Source organism: Burkholderia sp. BCC0322 (assembly GCF_902833045.1).
Classification (GTDB): Bacteria; Pseudomonadota; Gammaproteobacteria; order Burkholderiales; family Burkholderiaceae; genus Burkholderia.
Map to the genome: position 1 here is coordinate 73,352 of NZ_CADFDU010000003.1, position 18,218 is coordinate 91,569.

General features: G+C 65.9%; 20 protein-coding genes. 17 read left to right on the top strand and 3 right to left on the bottom strand.

Annotated elements, in window-relative coordinates:
• Positions 1–14 precede the first annotated feature (14 nt).
• From HWX39_RS10700 to gltA, 3 genes are all read left to right on the top strand, one after another.
• Positions 15–716 carry a succinate dehydrogenase iron-sulfur subunit gene (locus HWX39_RS10700; protein WP_011658352.1) on the top strand — a complete coding sequence of 234 codons (702 nt, stop codon included), beginning with the start codon at positions 15–17 and terminating at the stop codon, positions 714–716.
• A gap of 12 nt (positions 717–728) precedes the next feature.
• Entirely contained in the window at positions 729–1,001 is a 273-nt protein-coding gene (locus HWX39_RS10705) for a succinate dehydrogenase assembly factor 2 (protein ID WP_011355742.1), read from the top strand.
• Positions 1,002–1,067: 66 nt separating this feature from the next.
• The gene (gltA, locus tag HWX39_RS10710; RefSeq protein WP_011355741.1) at positions 1,068–2,369 is read left to right on the top strand and encodes a citrate synthase; all 1,302 of its coding nucleotides are present in this window, start codon (positions 1,068–1,070) and stop codon (positions 2,367–2,369) included.
• Positions 2,370–2,460: 91 nt separating this feature from the next.
• Here gltA and HWX39_RS10715 read toward each other — a convergent pair whose 3' ends face one another.
• Complete coding sequence (locus HWX39_RS10715) at positions 2,461–3,438, bottom strand: AraC family transcriptional regulator (protein WP_175967805.1); 978 nt, start codon at positions 3,436–3,438, stop codon at positions 2,461–2,463.
• 72 nt (positions 3,439–3,510) lie between these two features.
• On the opposite strand from HWX39_RS10715, the gene HWX39_RS10720 reads away from it, so the two are divergent.
• The 5 genes from HWX39_RS10720 to HWX39_RS10740 all read left to right on the top strand — a co-directional run bounded on the left by HWX39_RS10720 (position 3,511) and on the right by HWX39_RS10740 (position 8,423).
• Positions 3,511–3,900 carry a VOC family protein gene (locus HWX39_RS10720; RefSeq protein WP_175955149.1) on the top strand — a complete coding sequence of 130 codons (390 nt, stop codon included), beginning with the start codon at positions 3,511–3,513 and terminating at the stop codon, positions 3,898–3,900.
• A gap of 110 nt (positions 3,901–4,010) precedes the next feature.
• Positions 4,011–5,261: a DUF1479 domain-containing protein gene (locus tag HWX39_RS10725; RefSeq protein ID WP_175967807.1), complete on the top strand. Its 1,251-nt coding sequence runs from the start codon at positions 4,011–4,013 to the stop codon at positions 5,259–5,261.
• A gap of 209 nt (positions 5,262–5,470) precedes the next feature.
• A complete protein-coding gene (locus HWX39_RS10730; protein ID WP_175967809.1) occupies positions 5,471–6,229 on the top strand; it encodes an arginine deiminase family protein in 759 nt (252 codons plus the stop codon).
• Between the two features lie 98 nt (positions 6,230–6,327).
• Complete coding sequence (locus tag HWX39_RS10735) at positions 6,328–6,792, top strand: Lrp/AsnC family transcriptional regulator (RefSeq protein WP_175955155.1); 465 nt, start codon at positions 6,328–6,330, stop codon at positions 6,790–6,792.
• A gap of 98 nt (positions 6,793–6,890) precedes the next feature.
• Positions 6,891–8,423 (top strand): amino acid permease, encoded by a 1,533-nt coding sequence (locus tag HWX39_RS10740; protein WP_175967811.1) that lies wholly within the window; start codon positions 6,891–6,893, stop codon positions 8,421–8,423.
• Between the two features lie 98 nt (positions 8,424–8,521).
• Here HWX39_RS10740 and HWX39_RS10745 read toward each other — a convergent pair whose 3' ends face one another.
• A complete protein-coding gene (locus tag HWX39_RS10745; protein WP_175967813.1) occupies positions 8,522–9,436 on the bottom strand; it encodes a LysR family transcriptional regulator in 915 nt (304 codons plus the stop codon).
• A gap of 215 nt (positions 9,437–9,651) precedes the next feature.
• Between HWX39_RS10745 and HWX39_RS10750 the strand changes: the two genes are divergently transcribed.
• A complete protein-coding gene (locus HWX39_RS10750; protein WP_175967815.1) occupies positions 9,652–11,037 on the top strand; it encodes an MFS transporter in 1,386 nt (461 codons plus the stop codon).
• Positions 11,038–11,052: 15 nt separating this feature from the next.
• Positions 11,053–11,451, top strand: coding sequence for a DUF4440 domain-containing protein (locus HWX39_RS10755; RefSeq protein ID WP_175967818.1), 399 nt, complete (start codon positions 11,053–11,055; stop codon positions 11,449–11,451).
• Between the two features lie 50 nt (positions 11,452–11,501).
• Here HWX39_RS10755 and HWX39_RS10760 read toward each other — a convergent pair whose 3' ends face one another.
• Complete coding sequence (locus HWX39_RS10760; RefSeq protein WP_175967820.1) at positions 11,502–12,227, bottom strand: glutathione S-transferase; 726 nt, start codon at positions 12,225–12,227, stop codon at positions 11,502–11,504.
• Positions 12,228–12,648: 421 nt separating this feature from the next.
• Between HWX39_RS10760 and HWX39_RS10765 the strand changes: the two genes are divergently transcribed.
• The 7 genes from HWX39_RS10765 (at position 12,649) to HWX39_RS36795 (ending at position 18,138) form a co-directional block, all read left to right on the top strand.
• The gene (locus tag HWX39_RS10765; RefSeq protein WP_175967822.1) at positions 12,649–13,470 is read left to right on the top strand and encodes a hypothetical protein; all 822 of its coding nucleotides are present in this window, start codon (positions 12,649–12,651) and stop codon (positions 13,468–13,470) included.
• A gap of 32 nt (positions 13,471–13,502) precedes the next feature.
• A complete protein-coding gene (locus HWX39_RS10770) occupies positions 13,503–14,261 on the top strand; it encodes a Tat pathway signal protein (protein WP_175968511.1) in 759 nt (252 codons plus the stop codon).
• Between the two features lie 233 nt (positions 14,262–14,494).
• Complete coding sequence (gene leuC, locus HWX39_RS10775; RefSeq protein ID WP_175967825.1) at positions 14,495–15,904, top strand: 3-isopropylmalate dehydratase large subunit; 1,410 nt, start codon at positions 14,495–14,497, stop codon at positions 15,902–15,904.
• Between the two features lie 3 nt (positions 15,905–15,907).
• Positions 15,908–16,054, top strand: a complete 147-nt coding sequence (locus HWX39_RS10780) for an entericidin A/B family lipoprotein (protein WP_021158717.1) — start codon at positions 15,908–15,910, stop codon at positions 16,052–16,054.
• A gap of 68 nt (positions 16,055–16,122) precedes the next feature.
• Positions 16,123–16,773 carry a 3-isopropylmalate dehydratase small subunit gene (gene leuD / locus HWX39_RS10785; RefSeq protein ID WP_175955163.1) on the top strand — a complete coding sequence of 217 codons (651 nt, stop codon included), beginning with the start codon at positions 16,123–16,125 and terminating at the stop codon, positions 16,771–16,773.
• Between the two features lie 79 nt (positions 16,774–16,852).
• Entirely contained in the window at positions 16,853–17,920 is a 1,068-nt protein-coding gene (gene leuB, locus HWX39_RS10790) for a 3-isopropylmalate dehydrogenase (protein WP_175967827.1), read from the top strand.
• A gap of 98 nt (positions 17,921–18,018) precedes the next feature.
• A complete protein-coding gene (locus HWX39_RS36795) occupies positions 18,019–18,138 on the top strand; it encodes a 3-isopropylmalate dehydrogenase (RefSeq protein ID WP_347879570.1) in 120 nt (39 codons plus the stop codon).
• Positions 18,139–18,218: the final 80 nt, after the last annotated feature.

The window sequence follows — 18,218 nt, forward strand, 5'->3', positions numbered from 1 at the left end:
CAAAGGAATCCGAAATGGCAAAACGCATTTTTGAAGTCTACCGCTACGATCCGGACAAGGACGCAGCGCCGCGCATGCAGACGTATGAGCTCGAGATCCAGCACGAGCGCATGCTGCTCGACGCACTGGTGAAGCTGAAGGCAGTGGACGAGACGCTGTCGTTCCGCCGTTCGTGCCGCGAAGGCGTGTGCGGTTCGGACGCGATGAACATCAACGGCAAGAACGGTCTCGCGTGCCTGACGAACCTGAACGACCTGCCGCAGAAGATCGTGCTGCGTCCGCTGCCGGGCCTGCCCGTCGTGCGCGACCTGATCGTCGACATGACGCACTTCTTCAACCAGTATCACTCGATCAAGCCGTACCTGATCAACGACGCGCCGCCGCCGGAGAAGGAACGCCTCCAGTCGCCGGAAGAGCGCGACGAGCTCGACGGCGTGTACGAGTGCATTCTGTGCGCGAGCTGCTCGACGTCGTGCCCGAGCTTCTGGTGGAACCCGGACAAGTTCGTCGGCCCGGCTGGCCTGCTGCAGGCGTACCGCTTCATCGCGGACAGCCGCGACACGGCCACCGGCGAGCGTCTCGACAACCTGGAAGACCCGTACCGTCTGTTCCGTTGCCACACGATCATGAACTGCGTCGACGTTTGCCCGAAGGGCCTGAACCCGACGAAGGCGATCGGCAAGATCAAGGAACTGATGGTTCGCCGCGCGGTATAAGGCCGGGTTGCAATGAGCGACGATTCGCATCAATCCGACCCGCACCGTCGCGCGCGCCTTCGCTGGCGCGCGCGGCGGGGTCTGCTGGAAAACGACATCATCTTCGAGCGTTTCTTCAGCAGATACGAGCATGACCTCACCGATGCAGACGTAGGCGCGTTGTCGCGCCTGCTCGATCTGAGCGACAACGACCTGATGGACTTGCTCCTCGCGCGCAAGGAACCAGAAGGCGACCTAGACAGCCCGGACATTCACCGGCTGTTGGAGATGCTGCGCAACGTGTAACGCCAAGGTGTAACGCGCTGTGCCCGTTATCGAATCCCGTTTCTTTATTTCGATTGAGGATGTGCCATGACTCCGTCTGATGTTAAAGCCACGCTATCGTTCAGCGACAACTCTCCGAGCGTCGAACTGCCGATCTACAAGGGCACGATGGGCCCGGACGTGATCGACATCCGCAAGCTGTACGGCCAGACCGGCAAGTTTACGTACGACCCGGGCTTCATGTCGACGGCAGCTTGTAATTCGGCGATCACGTACATCGACGGCGACAAGGGCGAGCTGCTGTACCGCGGTTACCCGATCGACAACCTCGCGCAAAACGCAGACTTCCTCGAAAGCTGCTACCTGCTGCTGAAGGGTGAACTGCCGAACGCAGCGCAGAAGAAGGAATTCGTCGATACCGTCACGAAGCACACGATGGTGCACGAGCAGATGCACTTCTTCTTCCGTGGCTTCCGTCGCGACGCACACCCGATGGCGATCCTGGTCGCTGCGGTCGGCGCGCTGTCGGCGTTCTACCACGACTCGCTCGACATCAACGATCCGCGTCACCGTGAAGTGTCGGCGATCCGCATGATCGCGAAGCTGCCGACGCTCGTCGCGATGGCATACAAGTACAGCATCGGTCAGCCGTTCGTGTATCCGAAGAACTCGCTGTCGTACAGCGCGAACTTCATGCACATGATGTTCTCGAACCCGTGCGAAGAGTACAAGGTCAACGACGTGCTCGTCCGCGCACTCGACCGCATCCTGATCCTGCACGCCGACCACGAGCAGAACGCATCGACGTCGACCGTGCGCCTCGCCGGTTCGTCGGGCGCGAATCCGTTCGCATGTATCGCGGCTGGTATCGCGTGTCTGTGGGGCCCGGCGCACGGTGGTGCGAACGAAGCCGCGCTGAACATGCTCGAGCAGATCGGTTCGCCGGACAACATCCCCGAATTCATCAAGCAGGTGAAGGACAAGAATTCGGGCGTGAAGCTGATGGGCTTCGGTCACCGCGTGTACAAGAACTACGACCCGCGTGCGAAGCTGATGCGCGAAACGTGCTACGAAGTGCTGAACGAACTGGGTCTGCACGACGACCCGCTGTTCAAGCTCGCGATGCAGCTCGAGAAGATCGCGCTGGAAGACGAATACTTCGTGTCGCGCAAGCTGTACCCGAACGTCGACTTCTATTCGGGCATCGTCCAGCGCGCGCTGGGCATCCCGACGTCGATGTTCACGTGTATCTTCGCGATGGCACGTACGGTCGGCTGGATCGCGCAATGGAACGAAATGATCGGCGACCCGGAGCAGAAGATCGGCCGTCCGCGCCAGCTGTTCATCGGCGATACGCCGCGCGAAGCGAAGCCGCTCAACGCACGTTAAGTCGTGCGCGGCGCGAACGGCCGGCAGGCCGCTCGCGTCGGGCGAAACGCAACGCCACGACACCCCGACGGGTCATCCCGTCGGGGTGTTTTCATTTGTGCGGCCGAGGTTCGCTCTGGCCGGCGCGGCGCTCGAGCGACGGCGGGCGCGTGTCGAGTGCGGGCGCGTCGTCATCGGGCGCGTGGCCGTGCTGCACGAAGAACTGCCGGTATGCGCCGGGCGTCATCCCGCGCGCGGCGAGGAATTGTCGGTTGAAGTTCGCGGCATTCGGAATGCCGCAGCGCACGGCCACGGTCGCGATCGGCCAGTCGGTGCCGACGAGATGGCGGCACGCATGCGCGAGCCGCAGTCGCTGCACGTAGCGGCCGACGCTTTCGCCGAGATGCCGGACGAACAGGCGTTGCAAAGTGCGTTCGGACATGTGCGCAGTGGCGGCGAGCGCGCCGATGCGCAGCGGTTCGTGGAAATGCCGGTCGATCGCGTCGAGCACGCGGTCGAGGCGTTCGGCTTCCGGGGCGGCCACGTCGGCGGGTGGTGTCGCGCCGTCGGTCGGGGCATACGTGTGCGCGGTGGCGAGCGGTTCGCCGCCGGCTTCCGCGAGATCGGCGAGCGTGTCGAGCGCGGCCGCGAGCCGTATGCGTGGAGACGGATCGAGCAACTGCGGCAGTCGTGCGCGCATCGCCCGGGCCGCGTCCGTGCCAAAACGCAGGCCCGGTGCGGCACGCCGGAGCAGCGAGCGCAGCGGCGCGTATTCGGGGCAACAGTCGGCCAGGCGCCGCGCCCAGTCGCCGTCGAACCAGATGACGAGCGCGACTTCGGGCGCATCGCGATCGATGCGTGCGTTCGACGACCAGGTATGCGGCAGGTTGGGCGGCACGAGCACCAGGTCGTCGTCCGCGTAGTGCGCGACGTGATCGCCGATGAAGCGCCGGCCGCGGCTGTTGAGCGTCAGCGTCAGTTCGTATTCGGGATGGCGATGCCATTCGAACGGAATGCGCGCGAGCTGACGATGATAGACGCGGATCGAACAGCCGGGGGCGAACGTCACGTGCTCGTACTGCGGTTTCATCGCGGCCTCCGGGCGAGGGTCGGCATCGCGCCGTGGCATGATCGTGAGCTATCGTCACGACGGAGCGATGCCATGTTTTCACATGTTTGCGTGGGTGTGACCGACACCGCGCGCGCCTACGATTTCTACGCGCCGCTATTCGCGGAACTCGGGCTGCGCGTCAAATTTCGCGAACCGGACGGCTGGTCGGGCTGGATGCCGGCCGACACCGACCGGCCGCTGTTCTTCTTTGGCCAGCCGCTCGACGGCCGCGCGCCCGAACCGGGCAATGGCCACACGATCGCGTTCGTTGCGCCGACCCGCGCGCACGTCGATCGCTGCCACGCGCTCGCGCTGCGCCACGGCGGCACCTGCGAAGGGCCGCCGGGCCTGCGGCCGGACTATCACCGCGACTACTACGGCGCCTATTTCCGCGATCCGGACGGCAACAAGCTGTGCGTGGTCTGTCATCGCCCGGAGTGATGCACGGTTGTCCGGATTGTATCGATAGTTGGCCGGATAGTGGTGATGCTAGTCGAGCATCGGCCGTACGCTGACAGCACATCACGACACCTGTCAGCGAGGAGACCACGATGCAACTGACGATAGACGACCTGCCTGCCGCGATTCGCGACGCGAAAAGAGCGCTGCGCGCCGACTTGCCCGGTTATGCGGCCACGTTTCGCGAACTGGAAGGCGATATCGCACGGCAGGTCGACGCGATCAGGCGCGCGCATGCGCATGGCCATGACGTCATTCCGGTGGTGCCGTTCGCGGACATCGCGAGCGGTACCGTCGATCCGCACGCGATTGCTGCGATCCGCACGCATGGCGCGGTCGTGATCCGTGGCGTATTCGATGCGCGGCAGGCGCGCGACTGGAACGACGAGATCGGTGCGTACCTGGACGCGAACCGCTTCACCGAGCGGCTGCACGCGCGTGCCGAGGATCGCTATTTCGGGAACCTCGCGTCGGGCAAGCCGCAGATCTACGGCGTCTACTGGTCGAAGCCGCAGGTGGCTGCGCGCCAGTCGCCGGCACTGACCCAGGCGCGTGTGTTCCTGAACCGCCTGTGGCGGCATACGCACGGCGGGCGCACGCACTTCGATCCCGACCAGGTGCCGGCCTATGCGGACCGGATTCGTCGCCGCCCGCCCGGCTCGACGTCGCTCGGGCTGTCGCCGCATGTCGACGGCGGTTCCGTCGAACGCTGGCTCGGCGCGAATTTCCACCAGGTCTACCGTCACGTGCTGGCCGGCAACTGGCGCGATTACGATCCGTTCGACGCGGCGTTTCGTCCCGACGTCGAGGAGATTCCGTCGCCGGCCGTGTGCTCGATGTTCCGCACGTTCCAGGGCTGGACCGCACTGACGCCGCAAGGGCCCGGCGACGGCACGCTGCAGTTGATCCCGGTCGCGAACGCGATGGCCTACATCGTGCTGCGCGCGCTGCAGGACGATGTGGCCGACGATGACCTGTGCGGCGCGCGTCCCGGCCGGGCGCTGTCGATCCGGCCTGAATGGCACGCACTGCTGCTCGACGCGCTGGTGCCGATCCCGCACATGGAGCCGGGCGACGTGGTGTTCTGGCACGGCGACGTCGTGCACGCGGTCGAGGATGCGCACCGCGGCAGCGGCGACAGCAACGTGATGTACATCGCGGCCGCGCCCGGTTGCGCGAAGAACGACGCGTACCTGCAGCGCCAGCGGGCCGCGTTCCTGCGTGGCGAGAGCCCGCCCGACTTCCCGGCCGATCATTTCGAGGTCGAATTCGACGGACGCGGCGGGGAGGGCGATCTCACGGCGCTCGGCCGTTTGCAGATGGGGTTCGGGGCGCACGTGTAGCAGGCATGCGGCATGTGAAAGCGGCGGCTCGCCAGGCAGTGGACGGGGGAGCTGCCGAATCCGCTGCGCGCCGCGCACAATTCGACGTAATCGGCTGTCGGCGCAGCCGAAATCGACGCGAATTGCGCAATTTGGCTTCCGATAATGGTCCGGACACAACGCAGCCGCCCGTGTGACGCACGGATGTGGCGCTGACCATGGAGGAGTCGATGCAATTCACGCAAGCGATCGTTCGCCGACCCGCGCCGTCCTGTGGCGCGGGCCTGACCACCGCCGAACTCGGCGCGCCCGATTACGACAAGACGCTCACTCAGTTCCACGCCTACTGCGAAGCGTTGCGCATGCTCGGCGTCGAGCTGACCGAACTGCCGCCGCTGGAGGCGTTCCCCGATTCGCACTTCGTCGAGGACACCGCGGTCGTGACGCCGGAATTCGCGGTGATCACGCGCCCCGGTGCGCCGGCGCGGCGTGGCGAGACGGCGCACATCGAAGCGGCGCTGGCCGCGCATCGCGACTTGCTGCCGATGCAGGACGGCCGTCTCGATGGCGGCGACGTGATGCAGGTCGGCAAGCGTTTCTACATTGGCCTGACGGGCCGTACCGATGCCGAAGGCATCGCCGCATTCGAATCGCTCGTGTCGCGCTACGGTTATTCGGTCGTCGCGGTGCCGGTGGGCGCCGGCCTGCATCTCAAGTCGGTCGTCAACGCGCTCGGCGACGACACGCTGCTCGTGACCGAAGCGCTGGCCGCGCATCCGGCGTTCGCCGACTATCGCCGGATCGCGATCTCGGCTGCCGACGAATACGCGGGCAACACGCTGCGCGTGAACGGCACGCTGATCACGCCGGCCGGTTACCCGCGCGTGCACGACGCGATCGCGTCGCTCGGGCTGCCGCTGCACGTGATCGATACGAGCGAGTTCCGCAAGATGGACGGCGGCCTGACCTGCCTGTCGCTGCGGTTCTAGCCGATTGGCGCGCGGCCGCTTCGGCCGGATAATGTGGCCCCCGCGCGGAACAGGAGACGTTGCGCGCACCAGCCACGACCCGACCGGAGCGAACACGGATGACCGACAAGAAGATGCAGCTCGACAAGATCGATCTCCGGATCCTCGACATCCTGCGCACCGACGGGCGCATTTCCTACCGGAAGCTGTCCGAGCTCGTGAACCTCACGCCGCGGCCTTGCCAGGCGCGTGTCGAGCGGCTCGAGGCGCTCGGCGTGATCGAAGGGTACCGCGCGGTGATCAAGGCGCCGCGCGCGACCAAGCCGATCGTCGTGATCGCGCAGGTCACACTGGCCGACCACGGGCGTTCGCAGGCGCCGTTCGAGGACGAAATGCGGGCGAATCCGGCCGTGCTCGATTGCTGGCTCGTCAGCGGCACGTTCGATTTTCTCGTGCGGCTCGCGTGCGAGGATCTCGACGAGTACCGGCGGATCGCGAACGCGTGGCTGGAAAGCCCGCGGTTCCGGATCGAAAAGATCGTGACGACGGCAGAACTGCAGGCGATCAAGCGCAGCGTCGTGTGATGCGGTCGGGAAAGGCCGGTGTCGACGCGAATGACCGGGCCTGACGATTTGCATTCCGAATCAAATCGCCAGGCTCAAACCGAACCAGGGTGAACACTATGGATGCTTTGCAAGCGGCAGCGGAGACGGCCGAACCGTCCGGAACGACGCTGAAGCGCGGTCTGCAGGGCCGTCACATCGCGATGATCGCGATCGGCGGCTCGATCGGCACGGGGCTGTTCGTCGCGTCGGGTGCGTCGGTCGCGCAGGCCGGGCCGGGCGGCGCGATTGCCGCGTATATCGCGATCGGGCTGATGGTGTATTTCGTCGTCACGGGCCTCGGTGAGATGGCCGCGCTGATGCCGGTCTCGGGCTCGTTTGCGATCTACGGCGAGAAGTACGTCGACGAAGGTTTCGGCGTCGCGCTCGGCTGGACCTACTGGTACAGCTGGGCCGTGACGATCGCGATCGAGCTGGTTGCCGCACAGATCGTGATGCGCTACTGGTTTCCAACCCTACCTGGCATCTGGTGGGGCGCAGGCTTCCTCGTACTGATCTTCCTGCTGAATACGCTGTCGGTGCGCGGCTTCGGTGAATCGGAATACTGGTTCTCGCTGATCAAGGTCGTCACCGTGATCGCGTTCATCGCGGCCGGGCTGCTGATCGCGGCCGGCCTGATCGGGAACGGGCATCCGGTCGGCTTGCGCAACTTCACGACGGGCGACGCCCCGTTCGTCGGCGGCGTACACGCGATGATGAGCGTCGCGCTGATCGCGGGCTTCTCGTTTCTCGGCACCGAGCTGGTCGGGATCACCGCCGGCGAATCGGAAAACCCGCGCAAGACGATCCCGCGCGCGGTGAAGCAGATCTTCTGGCGGATCATGCTGTTCTACGTGTTCGCGATCTTCGTGATCGGGCTGCTGGTGCCATACACGGACCCGAACCTGCTGAAGAGCGACGTGACCGACATCGGTGTGAGCCCGTTCACGCTGGTGTTCAGCCACGCGGGCTTCCGGCTCGCGGCCGGCGCAATGAATCTCGTGATCCTGACCGCCGTGCTGTCGGCCGGCAATTCCGGCACCTACGCGGCGACGCGGATGTTGTACAACCTCGCTGCGGAAGGGCGCGCGCCGGCGATGTTCGCGACGCTGTCGCCGGGTGGCGTGCCGCGCAACGCGCTGTACGCGACGATGGCCGTCGGCGGGCTGTGCTTCCTCACGTCGCTGGCCAACAACCAGGGCATCTATCTGTGGCTGCTGAATACGGTCGGTATCACCGGCTTCATCGCGTGGCTCGGTATCGCGGTCTGCCATTACCGGTTCCGCAAGGGGTTCCTGAAGCAGGGCTACCGGCTCGATCAACTGCCGTACCGCGCGAAATGGTTTCCGTTCGGGCCGCTGTTCGCGATCGCGATCTGCATCGTGATCTCGCTCGGGCAGGATTACCAGGCGTTCTTCGCGGCCCGCATCGACTGGATGGAAGTGCTGTCGATCTACGTATGGATTCCGCTGTTCGTCGCGATCTGGTGGGCGTATCGCCGTGCGCGCAAGAGCCGGCTCGTGCGCTACGAGGAGATGGACATCGGGCCGTGGCTGACGCGTTCGGTCGAGGCCGTCGATGCGACCGCTATGCAGCACGGGCAGTCGCACTGACTGCCTGGCACTGAAAGCGCGGTAGCGAGAGCCGGCGTGTTTTGTACGGCCGGCTCCGATGCGTGCCGCCTGCGCGCGGCGACGTACGCAAGCGGCGCTCAGTGCCCGTGCTGCAACTGCGCCTTCATGAAATCCACCCACGCGCGCACTTTCTGCGGGACGTGCCGCGTCGCGACGTACAGCGCGTAGACGTTCTGCTGCGGAAACCGGTAGGCGGGCAGTGCATCGACCAGTGCGCCGCTTTCGAGATCGTCGCGCACGAGCCATTCGGGCAGCAGCGCGACGCCGCTGCCCTGGCGCGCCAGTTCGCGCAACACCGACGCGTTGTCGACGACGATACGAGGCTTCGTGCCCGGTCGAAACGCATGTGCGTTGCCCGCGCGATCGGTGAGGGTCCATTCGGCGATTCGCTCGAGCCGGCTGTGGCCGAGCTGCGGCAGGCGGGCCAGATCGCCGGGCGACGCCGGCGGCGGGAGCCCGGCCTTCGCAGGCAGGTCGGGCGCCATCACGGCGAGCACGTCGCAGGTGGCGAGGCAGACGCCGCGATAGGGCAGGTCGCGAAAGTGCTCGTGGCGTCCGAGCCGGATCGCAACGTCGAAGCGGTCGCGCACGAGATCGGCCTGCGACGTGTGCGTTTCGAGCCGCACGCGCAGCGCGGGATGCTGTGCGGTGAACGCATGCAGCATCGGGGCGAGGACGCGCGCCGCATACTCGACCGTCGACGTCACGCGCAGGATGCCCTGCATTCCGCCATGCTCGCCGCGCACGTCGTCGATCGCGCCTTCGGCTTCTTCGAGCACGCGCAGGCAGCGCTGGTAGAAGCGCTCGCCGGCATCGGTCAGCTCGACACGCCGCGTCGTCCGCGTGAGCAGCGTAACGCCGAGCTCGGCTTCGAGTTGCTTCACGTTGAAACTGACGGCCGCGCGCGCCTGGTTCAGCGCGGTTGCGGCGGCCGTAAACGAACCGGCCTCGACCACGGCACGGAAGACGGCGAAACGATCGAGGCTCACCATGGTTGGGGCGTGGGTCCTGTCTATGCGTTGGATCGCTCGAAGGGTACCCGAATGTGCGGCATGCGTGCGGCGTGCGGTGCGTGGCAACGGACGTGCGATGGTGTCGCGGCGTGCGCCGATTGTCAAAAAAATGCGACGGGATCCGTCGAATCCGGCCGCTTACCGATGTGCGCTCCGGCGTCTACACTGCGGCGTTTCGTGATGTTTCCGCCGCCATGCCGGACCGCTCCAGAATTGCCGTCGTCTACCTGCTCGGTTTCGCGATCGATCTCGCGAACATGTTCATGCTGAATGGCGCGTATCCGTCGTTACAGCGTGAATTGCACGCATCGGTCGCGCAGCTTGCGTGGGTCGGCAACATGTACGTGCTTGGCCTCACCGTCGTGATTCCGTTCGGCACGTGGCTCGCGCGCCGCTGCGGCGAGCGGCGCGTGTTCGCCGCCTCGTTGCTGCTGTTCGGGCTCGGCAGTGCCGGCGTCGGCGCGTCACCTTCGATCGAAGCGTTGCTCGCATGGCGGATGGTCCAGGGGCTTGGCGGCGGGCTGTTGATTCCGGTCGGGCAGACGATGGCCTATCGCGCGTATCCGCCGCAGGCGCGGGCGCGGCTCACGTCGGTCGTGATGATGGTCGCGCTGCTGGTGCCCGCGTTGTCGCCGGCGATCGGCGGGGCCATCGTCGATCGCGGGTCGTGGCGCGCGATCTTCTTCGCGATGTCGCCGCTCGCGGCCGCGACCTGCGCACTGGCGTTCATCTGGCTGCCGCGCGACGGCGCGCGTGGCCGGCCGCCGCGGCTGGACTGGCGGGGGCTCGGGCTGAGTGCGGTGGCGCTCGTCGCGTTGCTGCTCGGGCTGACCGCCGCGGGGCAGCCTGGCGGCGCGGCATTCCCGCTCGCGATGCTGGTTGTGGCCGTCGCGGCAGGCGCTGGCTATGCGGTGCATGCGCGCCGGGCCATGGCGCCGGCGGTCGACCTGCGCCTGCTCGCACAGCCGATGCTGAGGATCGGCGTGGTGGTTTATCTGTGCGTGCCGGGCATCTTTACGGGCGTCAACCTCGTCGCGTCGCTCTATCTGCAGAACGCGCTCGGATTGAGCGCCGCGCATGCCGGCGCGCTGATGCTGCCGTGGGCGATCGCGGCGTTCTTCGCGATCGCGACCACACGCCGCTGCTTTCCGAGCCACGGCGCGAAGCCGTTGTTCACGTGCGGTATTGCGATCGACTGTGTCGGCATCGTACTGCTCGCCACGCCGTGGGCCAGCGGCGAAACCGTGCGCGTTGCGGCGTTTGCGGCGATGGGGTTCGGCGCGAGCCTGTGCACGAGCACGTCGCAAAGCGCGGCGTTCGTCGATGTGCCGGCCGACCGGATGAGCGAGGCGAGCGCATTGTGGAACATCAACCGCCAGTTGAGTTTCTGTGTCGGCGTGGCCGCGCTCGGCAGCGCCCTCAACGCGTTGCTGGCGCTCGATGCGGGCGGTCCGTCGCTCGCGCCGTACCGCTGGTGCTTCGGGCTGGCGGTCGTGTTGACGTTGCTGCCGCTCGGCCTGATCGCGCGGCTTCCCGCACACCATGCGCCGGTCGCGCAACCCGCATCGTCCCACTCCTGAGAACCTGAGAGCCTGATGAATTTGCCGAATCCGTATTTCAAGGAAGTCGTCGACACCGTTGCCGACATCGAGTGCTGGTTGTCCGGCCGTGCCGGCCCCGAACGGCTTGCGACGCTGATGGCGCGCTTCTCGCCGGGCTTTTCGATGATCACGATGTCGGGGACGGTGCTCGATTACGCGGGCGTCGATGCGCTGTTTTCACACGGGCACGGCGCGCGGCCGGGGCTGGTGATCGGCATCGACGAATTGCGCGGGCTGGCCGTATGGTCCGACGGCGCGACGATCGGCTATCGCGAGACGCAGACCGACGCGCAAGGGCTGCGCACGGTGCGGCGCTCGACGGTCGTGTTCCGGCGCGAGGCGGACGGGCTGATCGTGTGGCGTCATCTGCACGAGACGCCGGTCGCCGCATGAGCGAGGGCATCCGACGCCTCGCATGAAGCGGCTCGGCTACCGCGCCGGCGTTACTTGTCCAGCTCCGGATAGTGCCGGAAGATGCCCATGTCGTTGAACGGGATACGGCGCTCCGACTCGAGATAGAGCGCAACAGGCGGATGTAGTGCGACGCGGTCGTGCAGCGCGACCAGCGCCGCGATCTTCCGCTCCGCACGCTTCATCGCTTTCGGAAACGCGTAGCGCAGGCCCTCGATGATCTGGAACATCGACAGGTCCGCGTAGCTGAGTGCGTTGCCGGCGAGGTAGCCGCTCTTGTGCGGATTCCGGTCGAGTACGCGCTCGAAGTAGCCGAGGAATTTCGGCAGCCGGTTTTCCAGAAAATCGGCCGCGCGCTCGGCTGCTGCCGCCCGCTGATCCTCGTAGTAGAGGCCGCTTGCGATCGGATGGTGCGTGTCGTGGATCTCGGTGACGAAATCGGCGACGGTCAACTGAAGCTGGTGCACCCACAGCCGGCCGGCTTCGTCGTCGGGGGCGAGCCCCAGCCGAGCGCCGAGAAACAGCAGAATGTTCGCGGTCTGCCCGATGACCAGGTCGCCGACTTTCAGGAACGGCGGCGCGAACGGCACGCATTCGGCCTTGGTGCCGTCCATCATGCGCATCATCGCCGGCACGCCCATGCCGCGCCCGGATTCGCGTGCGACGTCGACATAGTCGGCTTCGGCGGCTTCAAGTGCGAGCCGCACGTACTCGCCCCGGCCCTGGATCTCGGGCCAGTAATACAGTTCGTATCGCATGCTGTCTTCCCGTTCGCTGAACCGGCTGCCACCGGCATCGTGACGACCGGGCGGCCGCGTGTCGCGTGCCACCCGCTGCGAATAGACAGTCTAGGCGATCGCGGGAAAAGTGCCGCGTGCATCGCGCGCTATGCGTTGCGCTCGCCGCCTTCGGGGCCATACATGTATGAAATGCGCGCGTCCATCGATGAAACGGCGTGGCGAGCGTTTGCATCCGATCGACAGGTTCATCGCGATTTAATAAATACCCACTACGATCCCGCATCGCCGCATCTACCGATGCGCAGCGATCCGATTCGAGCGTCGACCCTGCCATCCATCGCCCAACCGCGCGACGCGTCAGGTTGTCATTTCCCGTGAACCCGCGATTTGCAACGCCGTGAGAGGCTGCCGGCGTTGCTCGCATCATTTCGTATTTCTCATGAATCTGAACCCGTCGGCTTCTTTACGCAGAAAATTCCTGGCTGCCGCGCCCGCGGTTGCCGTGGCGCCGTTGTTGAGCGCATGCGGTGGTGACGACGTCACGTCGGCGCCCGTTACCGATGCGGCGCTGGCCGCGCAGATGTCGGCGAAGCTCAATGCGCAGCTCGGCGACGCGGCGACGGTCAACGCGATCGTGCCGGCGCTGACCGATGTCGGCTTCACGTGGGATCTGCCGACGGTGCCGGCTGCGCAGATCGGTGCGATCGTCGCGTACAGCTTCGGCAATCGCCCGAACGCGGCAAGCGGCAACACGTCGAGCACCGGCGGCAACCAATCGGCGCTGCCCGACCCGGGGCCCGTCAACGAAGCGCTCGCGGATGCCGTGTACCGCATTCGCCAGCTGAAACCGGTGAAGGTCTATGCACAGTGGGAGATCGCGCGCTTTCTCGTGTCGAAGTACGGCATGGGCGCCGACGTGCTGTCGTCGGTCGAGCCGGTGATCGCGAGCGACGGCTCGATCGTGTACCTGAGCACGGCCGGTGTCGCGGCCGTGGCCGTGTCGCGCGCGGGCGGTGCGGCGGCGATGGGCACCGTTGCGGTGGTCGGCCATCGCGACCATGCGAAGCGCTGCATCCAGACCTCGCAGCAGGCGGGCATGAAGGCGGCCGCGGTGGCGGAGGTGTCGCTGCCGACGATGTACGACCCGCAATCGGGCCAGCCGTGGACGCGCAACCGCAGCCTCTATCTCGTGCACGACATGTATGCGCAGATGCTTGCCCGCGCGGTGACCGCGACGATGCAGGCGTTCCCGAAGGGCTGACGCCTTCTGCTCCTCACTCGAATCTCATGACCATGACGACCCGCCGCCATTTCCTGGCTTCCACTTCGTTGCTCGCCGCCTCGTGCGCATCCGTGGCCCCGGCTTTCGCGAATGATGCCCCCGTTTCCGATGCGGAATTGCAGCGCCAGATGCTCGGCAAGCTGACGAACGAACTGAACGATCGCGCGACCGCCACCGACGAAACGGGCTACCTGTTCGACACGTTTTTCTCGTGGGCGCCGCCGACCGTCGACGCTGCCGGCCTCAACACGATTGCCGCGTTCAGCTTCGGCAGTCGTGCCCCGACATCCGGCACCACACCGGTGCCGGGCCCCGTGAACGAGGCGATCGCCGACGCCGTGTTCCAGCTTCGACAGAAGGTCTCGGCCCCGATCTACGCGCAGCAGGAAGTCGCGAGCGTGCTCGCATCGAAGTACGGACTGACGGCCGGCGTGACGTCGATCGCGACGCCGGCCCTGGCTGCCGGCAGCCCGATACCGACGCCCGATGGCGTGGCCGCCGCGATCGTCAAGCAGGCCGGCTCGGCCGCGGCGCTCGGCAAGGTCGCTGTCGTCACGCATTCGGATCAGGCGTCGATCGCCGTGCGCGTGTCGGCTGCGGCAGGGATGCAGGCCGCCGTGCCGGCAGGCGTCACGCTGCCGTCGCTCTACGACACGTCGGCGTCGATGCCGGCCTTGCGGCGGCGCGATCTTTACCTGATGAGCAATGCGGGCGTGCAGCTCGGCATGCTGCGGCTCGCCCTGATCAATCGCGAGTATCCGAACGGCTGAAGCCGCGACGCACCGGCGCGCGACCCGGACGGCGCGATCCGCGATCCGTCATCGCGCTGCGCCGGATCCTGCGTGCCCCGTTTGGCTGGTAATGCCGATACAGGTATTGGCACTACCAGCCAAACCACTGTTTTTAATGGGTTTTTTCGCATCCGGCCTGCGCCGTGATGCGTTCTGCGTGGCATAATCGACCGCATCCGCAAGGCTTGTAGTCACAACGACCCCGCATACCCATGGCACAGACTCTCTACGACAAATTGTGGAACACCCACGTGGTCCACACCGAGGAAGACGGCACGACTTTGCTCTACATCGACCGTCAGCTGCTGCATGAAGTCACGAGCCCGCAGGCGTTCGAAGGGCTGAAGATGGCGCAGCGTCCGGTGTGGCGCATCAGCGCGAACCTGGCCGTGTCGGACCACAACGTGCCGACCACCGATCGCAGCCACGGCATCGCCGATCCCGTCTCGAAGCTCCAGGTCGACACGCTCGACGCGAACTGCGATGCGTTCGGCATCACGCAATTCAAGATGAACGACGTGCGGCAGGGCATCGTCCACATCATCGGGCCGGAGCAGGGCGCGACGCTGCCGGGCATGACGATCGTGTGCGGTGATTCGCATACGTCGACGCACGGCGCATTCGGCGCGCTCGCGCACGGCATCGGCACGTCGGAAGTCGAGCACGTGCTCGCGACGCAAACCCTGCTGCAGAAGAAGAGCAAGAACATGCTCGTGAAGGTCGAGGGCACGCTGCCGCGCGGTTGTACCGCGAAGGACATCGTGCTCGCGATCATCGGCAAGATCGGCACGGCCGGCGGCACGGGCTACGCGATCGAATTCGGCGGCTCGACGATCCGCGCGCTGACGATGGAAGGCCGCATGACCGTCTGCAACATGGCGATCGAAGCCGGTGCGCGCGCAGGCATGGTCGCCGTCGACGATACGACGATCGATTACCTGAAAGGCCGCCCGTTCGTGCCGACCGGCGCGGAATGGGACCAGGCCGTCGAATACTGGCGCCAGTTCAAGTCGGACGACGGTGCGCAGTTCGACCGCGTGGTCGAGTTGAACGCAGCCGAAATCGTCCCGCAGGTCACGTGGGGCACGTCGCCGGAAATGGTCACGTCGATCGACGGTCGCGTGCCCGATCCCGAGCGCGAGAAGGATCCGGTCAAGCGTGATGCGATGGAACGTGCGCTGGCCTACATGGCGCTCGAGCCGAACACGCCGATCGAATCGATCAAGGTCGACAAGATCTTCATCGGCTCGTGCACGAACGCGCGAATCGAGGACATCCGCGCGGCCGCGTATGTCGTGAAGAAGCTGAACCGTCGCATCGCGTCGAACATTCGGCTCGCGATGGTCGTGCCGGGCTCGGGCCTCGTGAAGGCGCAGGCCGAGCGCGAAGGGCTCGACAAGGTGTTCACGGATGCGGGCTTCGAATGGCGCGAACCGGGCTGCTCGATGTGCCTCGCGATGAACGCCGACCGGCTCGATCCGGGCGAACGCTGCGCGTCGACGTCGAACCGCAACTTCGAAGGCCGGCAGGGCGCGGGCGGACGCACGCACCTCGTGAGCCCCGCGATGGCGGCGGCCGCGGCGATCGAAGGTCACTTCGTCGACATTCGCAAGCTGGGGTGACGCGTGACGGCATCGAAGGTCATTGCGCGGCTGGTTGCCGCACTGGCGCTGGCGGGGCTGGGCTTCGGCCTCGCGGGCTGCAATACCGTCCAGGGCTTCGGGCAGGACGTCAACGCCGCCGGCAACGCGCTGAAGCGCGCCGCGGAGTGACGATTCCCGCCGAGAATTTGTCGATGTGCGCCGGCTGAAAGCCGGCCCTCCAACCGGATAGACGGATCATGGAAAAATTCACAGTACATACCGGCGTCGTGGCGCCGCTCGATCGCGAGAACGTCGACACCGACGCGATCATCCCGAAGCAGTTCCTGAAGTCGATCAAGCGCACGGGCTTCGGTCCGAACGCGTTCGACGAGTGGCGTTACCTCGATCACGGCGAGCCGGGCCAGGACAACTCGAAGCGTCCGCTGAATCCCGATTTCGTGCTGAACCAGCCGCGCTACCAGGGCGCATCCGTGCTGCTCGCACGCAAGAACTTCGGCTGCGGCAGCTCGCGTGAGCACGCGCCGTGGGCGCTGCAGCAGTACGGCTTCCGCGCGATCATCGCGCCGAGCTTCGCGGATATTTTCTTCAACAACTGCTTCAAGAACGGCCTGCTGCCGATCGTGCTGACCGAGCAGCAGGTCGATCACCTGTTCAACGAGACGGTCGCGTTCAACGGCTTCGAGGTCACGGTCGACCTCGACGCGCAGGTCGTGCGCACGGGCGACGGCCGCGAGTATCCGTTCGAGATCACCGCGTTCCGCAAGTACTGCCTGCTGAACGGCTTCGACGACATCGGCCTCACGCTGCGCCACGCGGACAAGATTCGCCAGTTCGAAGCCGAGCGCCTGGTGAAGCAGCCGTGGCTCAACACCAAGCTGGTCGGCTGATCGTGCCTTTCGGGCGGGCGCGCCGGCGGCGCGTTCGCCGGCCTGCCTCCATAAAAACCTACCCAGTCAGGAATTTCGCATGAAGATTGCAGTGCTGCCCGGCGACGGCATCGGTCCGGAAATCGTCAATGAAGCCGTGAAGGTGCTGAACGCACTCGACGAGAAGTTCGAACTCGAACAGGCGCCGGTCGGCGGCGCGGGCTACGAGGCAAGCGGCCATCCGCTGCCGGACGCGACGCTGAAGCTCGCGAAGGAAGCCGATGCGATCCTGTTCGGCGCGGTGGGCGACTGGAAGTACGATTCACTCGAGCGCGCACTGCGCCCCGAGCAGGCGATCCTCGGGCTGCGCAAGCACCTCGAGCTGTTCGCGAACTTCCGCCCGGCGATCTGCTATCCGCAGCTCGTCGATGCATCGCCGCTGAAGCCCGAGCTGGTCGCGGGCCTCGACATCCTGATCGTGCGCGAACTGAACGGCGACATCTACTTCGGCCAGCCGCGCGGCGTGCGCGCCGCGCCGGACGGCCCGTTCGCCGGCGAGCGCGAAGGTTTCGACACGATGCGTTATTCGGAACCGGAAGTGCGCCGCATCGCGCACGTCGCGTTCCAGGCGGCCCGCAAGCGCGCGAAGAAGCTGCTGTCGGTCGACAAGGCGAACGTGCTCGAGACGTCGCAGTTTTGGCGCGACATCATGATCGACGTGTCGAAGGAATACGCGGACGTCGAGCTGTCGCACATGTACGTCGACAATGCGGCGATGCAGCTGGCGAAGGCGCCGAAGCAATTCGACGTGATCGTCACGGGCAACATGTTCGGCGACATCCTGTCGGATGAGGCGTCGATGCTGACGGGCTCGATCGGCATGCTGCCGTCGGCGTCGCTCGACAAGAACAACAAGGGCCTGTACGAGCCGTCGCACGGTTCGGCGCCGGACATCGCGGGCAAGGGCATCGCGAACCCGCTCGCGACGATCCTGTCGGCCGCGATGATGCTGCGCTACTCGCTGAATCGTGCGGAGCAGGCCGATCGGATCGAGCGCGCGGTGAAAACGGTTCTCGAACAGGGCTACCGGACGGGCGACATTGCGACGCCGGGCTGCCGGCAGGTCGGTACGACAGCGATGGGCGACGCGGTGGTCGCGGCGCTGTAACGCGGTCATGTAGAAAGGGTGCGAACGGGCCGCGAAATCGGCCGGTTCGCATGCGGTTGGCCGTTGTGCGGGCCACCGGCTTTGTGTAGACTCGAACGATGGCGCTTATTTCCCTGATCTCCCCGGTCTTGAAACTCCACGGCAACACAGCCCGTGCGGGTGCGCGCGCCATCGTCATCACGAAAACCATTATCACGAAAACGATCATTAAACGCTGATCGTCCGTCGTGCCCGCCTATTTCCCCGCGCGGTCACATCGGGGACGGAAATGGCGGGGAAGCTCCATCAAAGGGTTAGT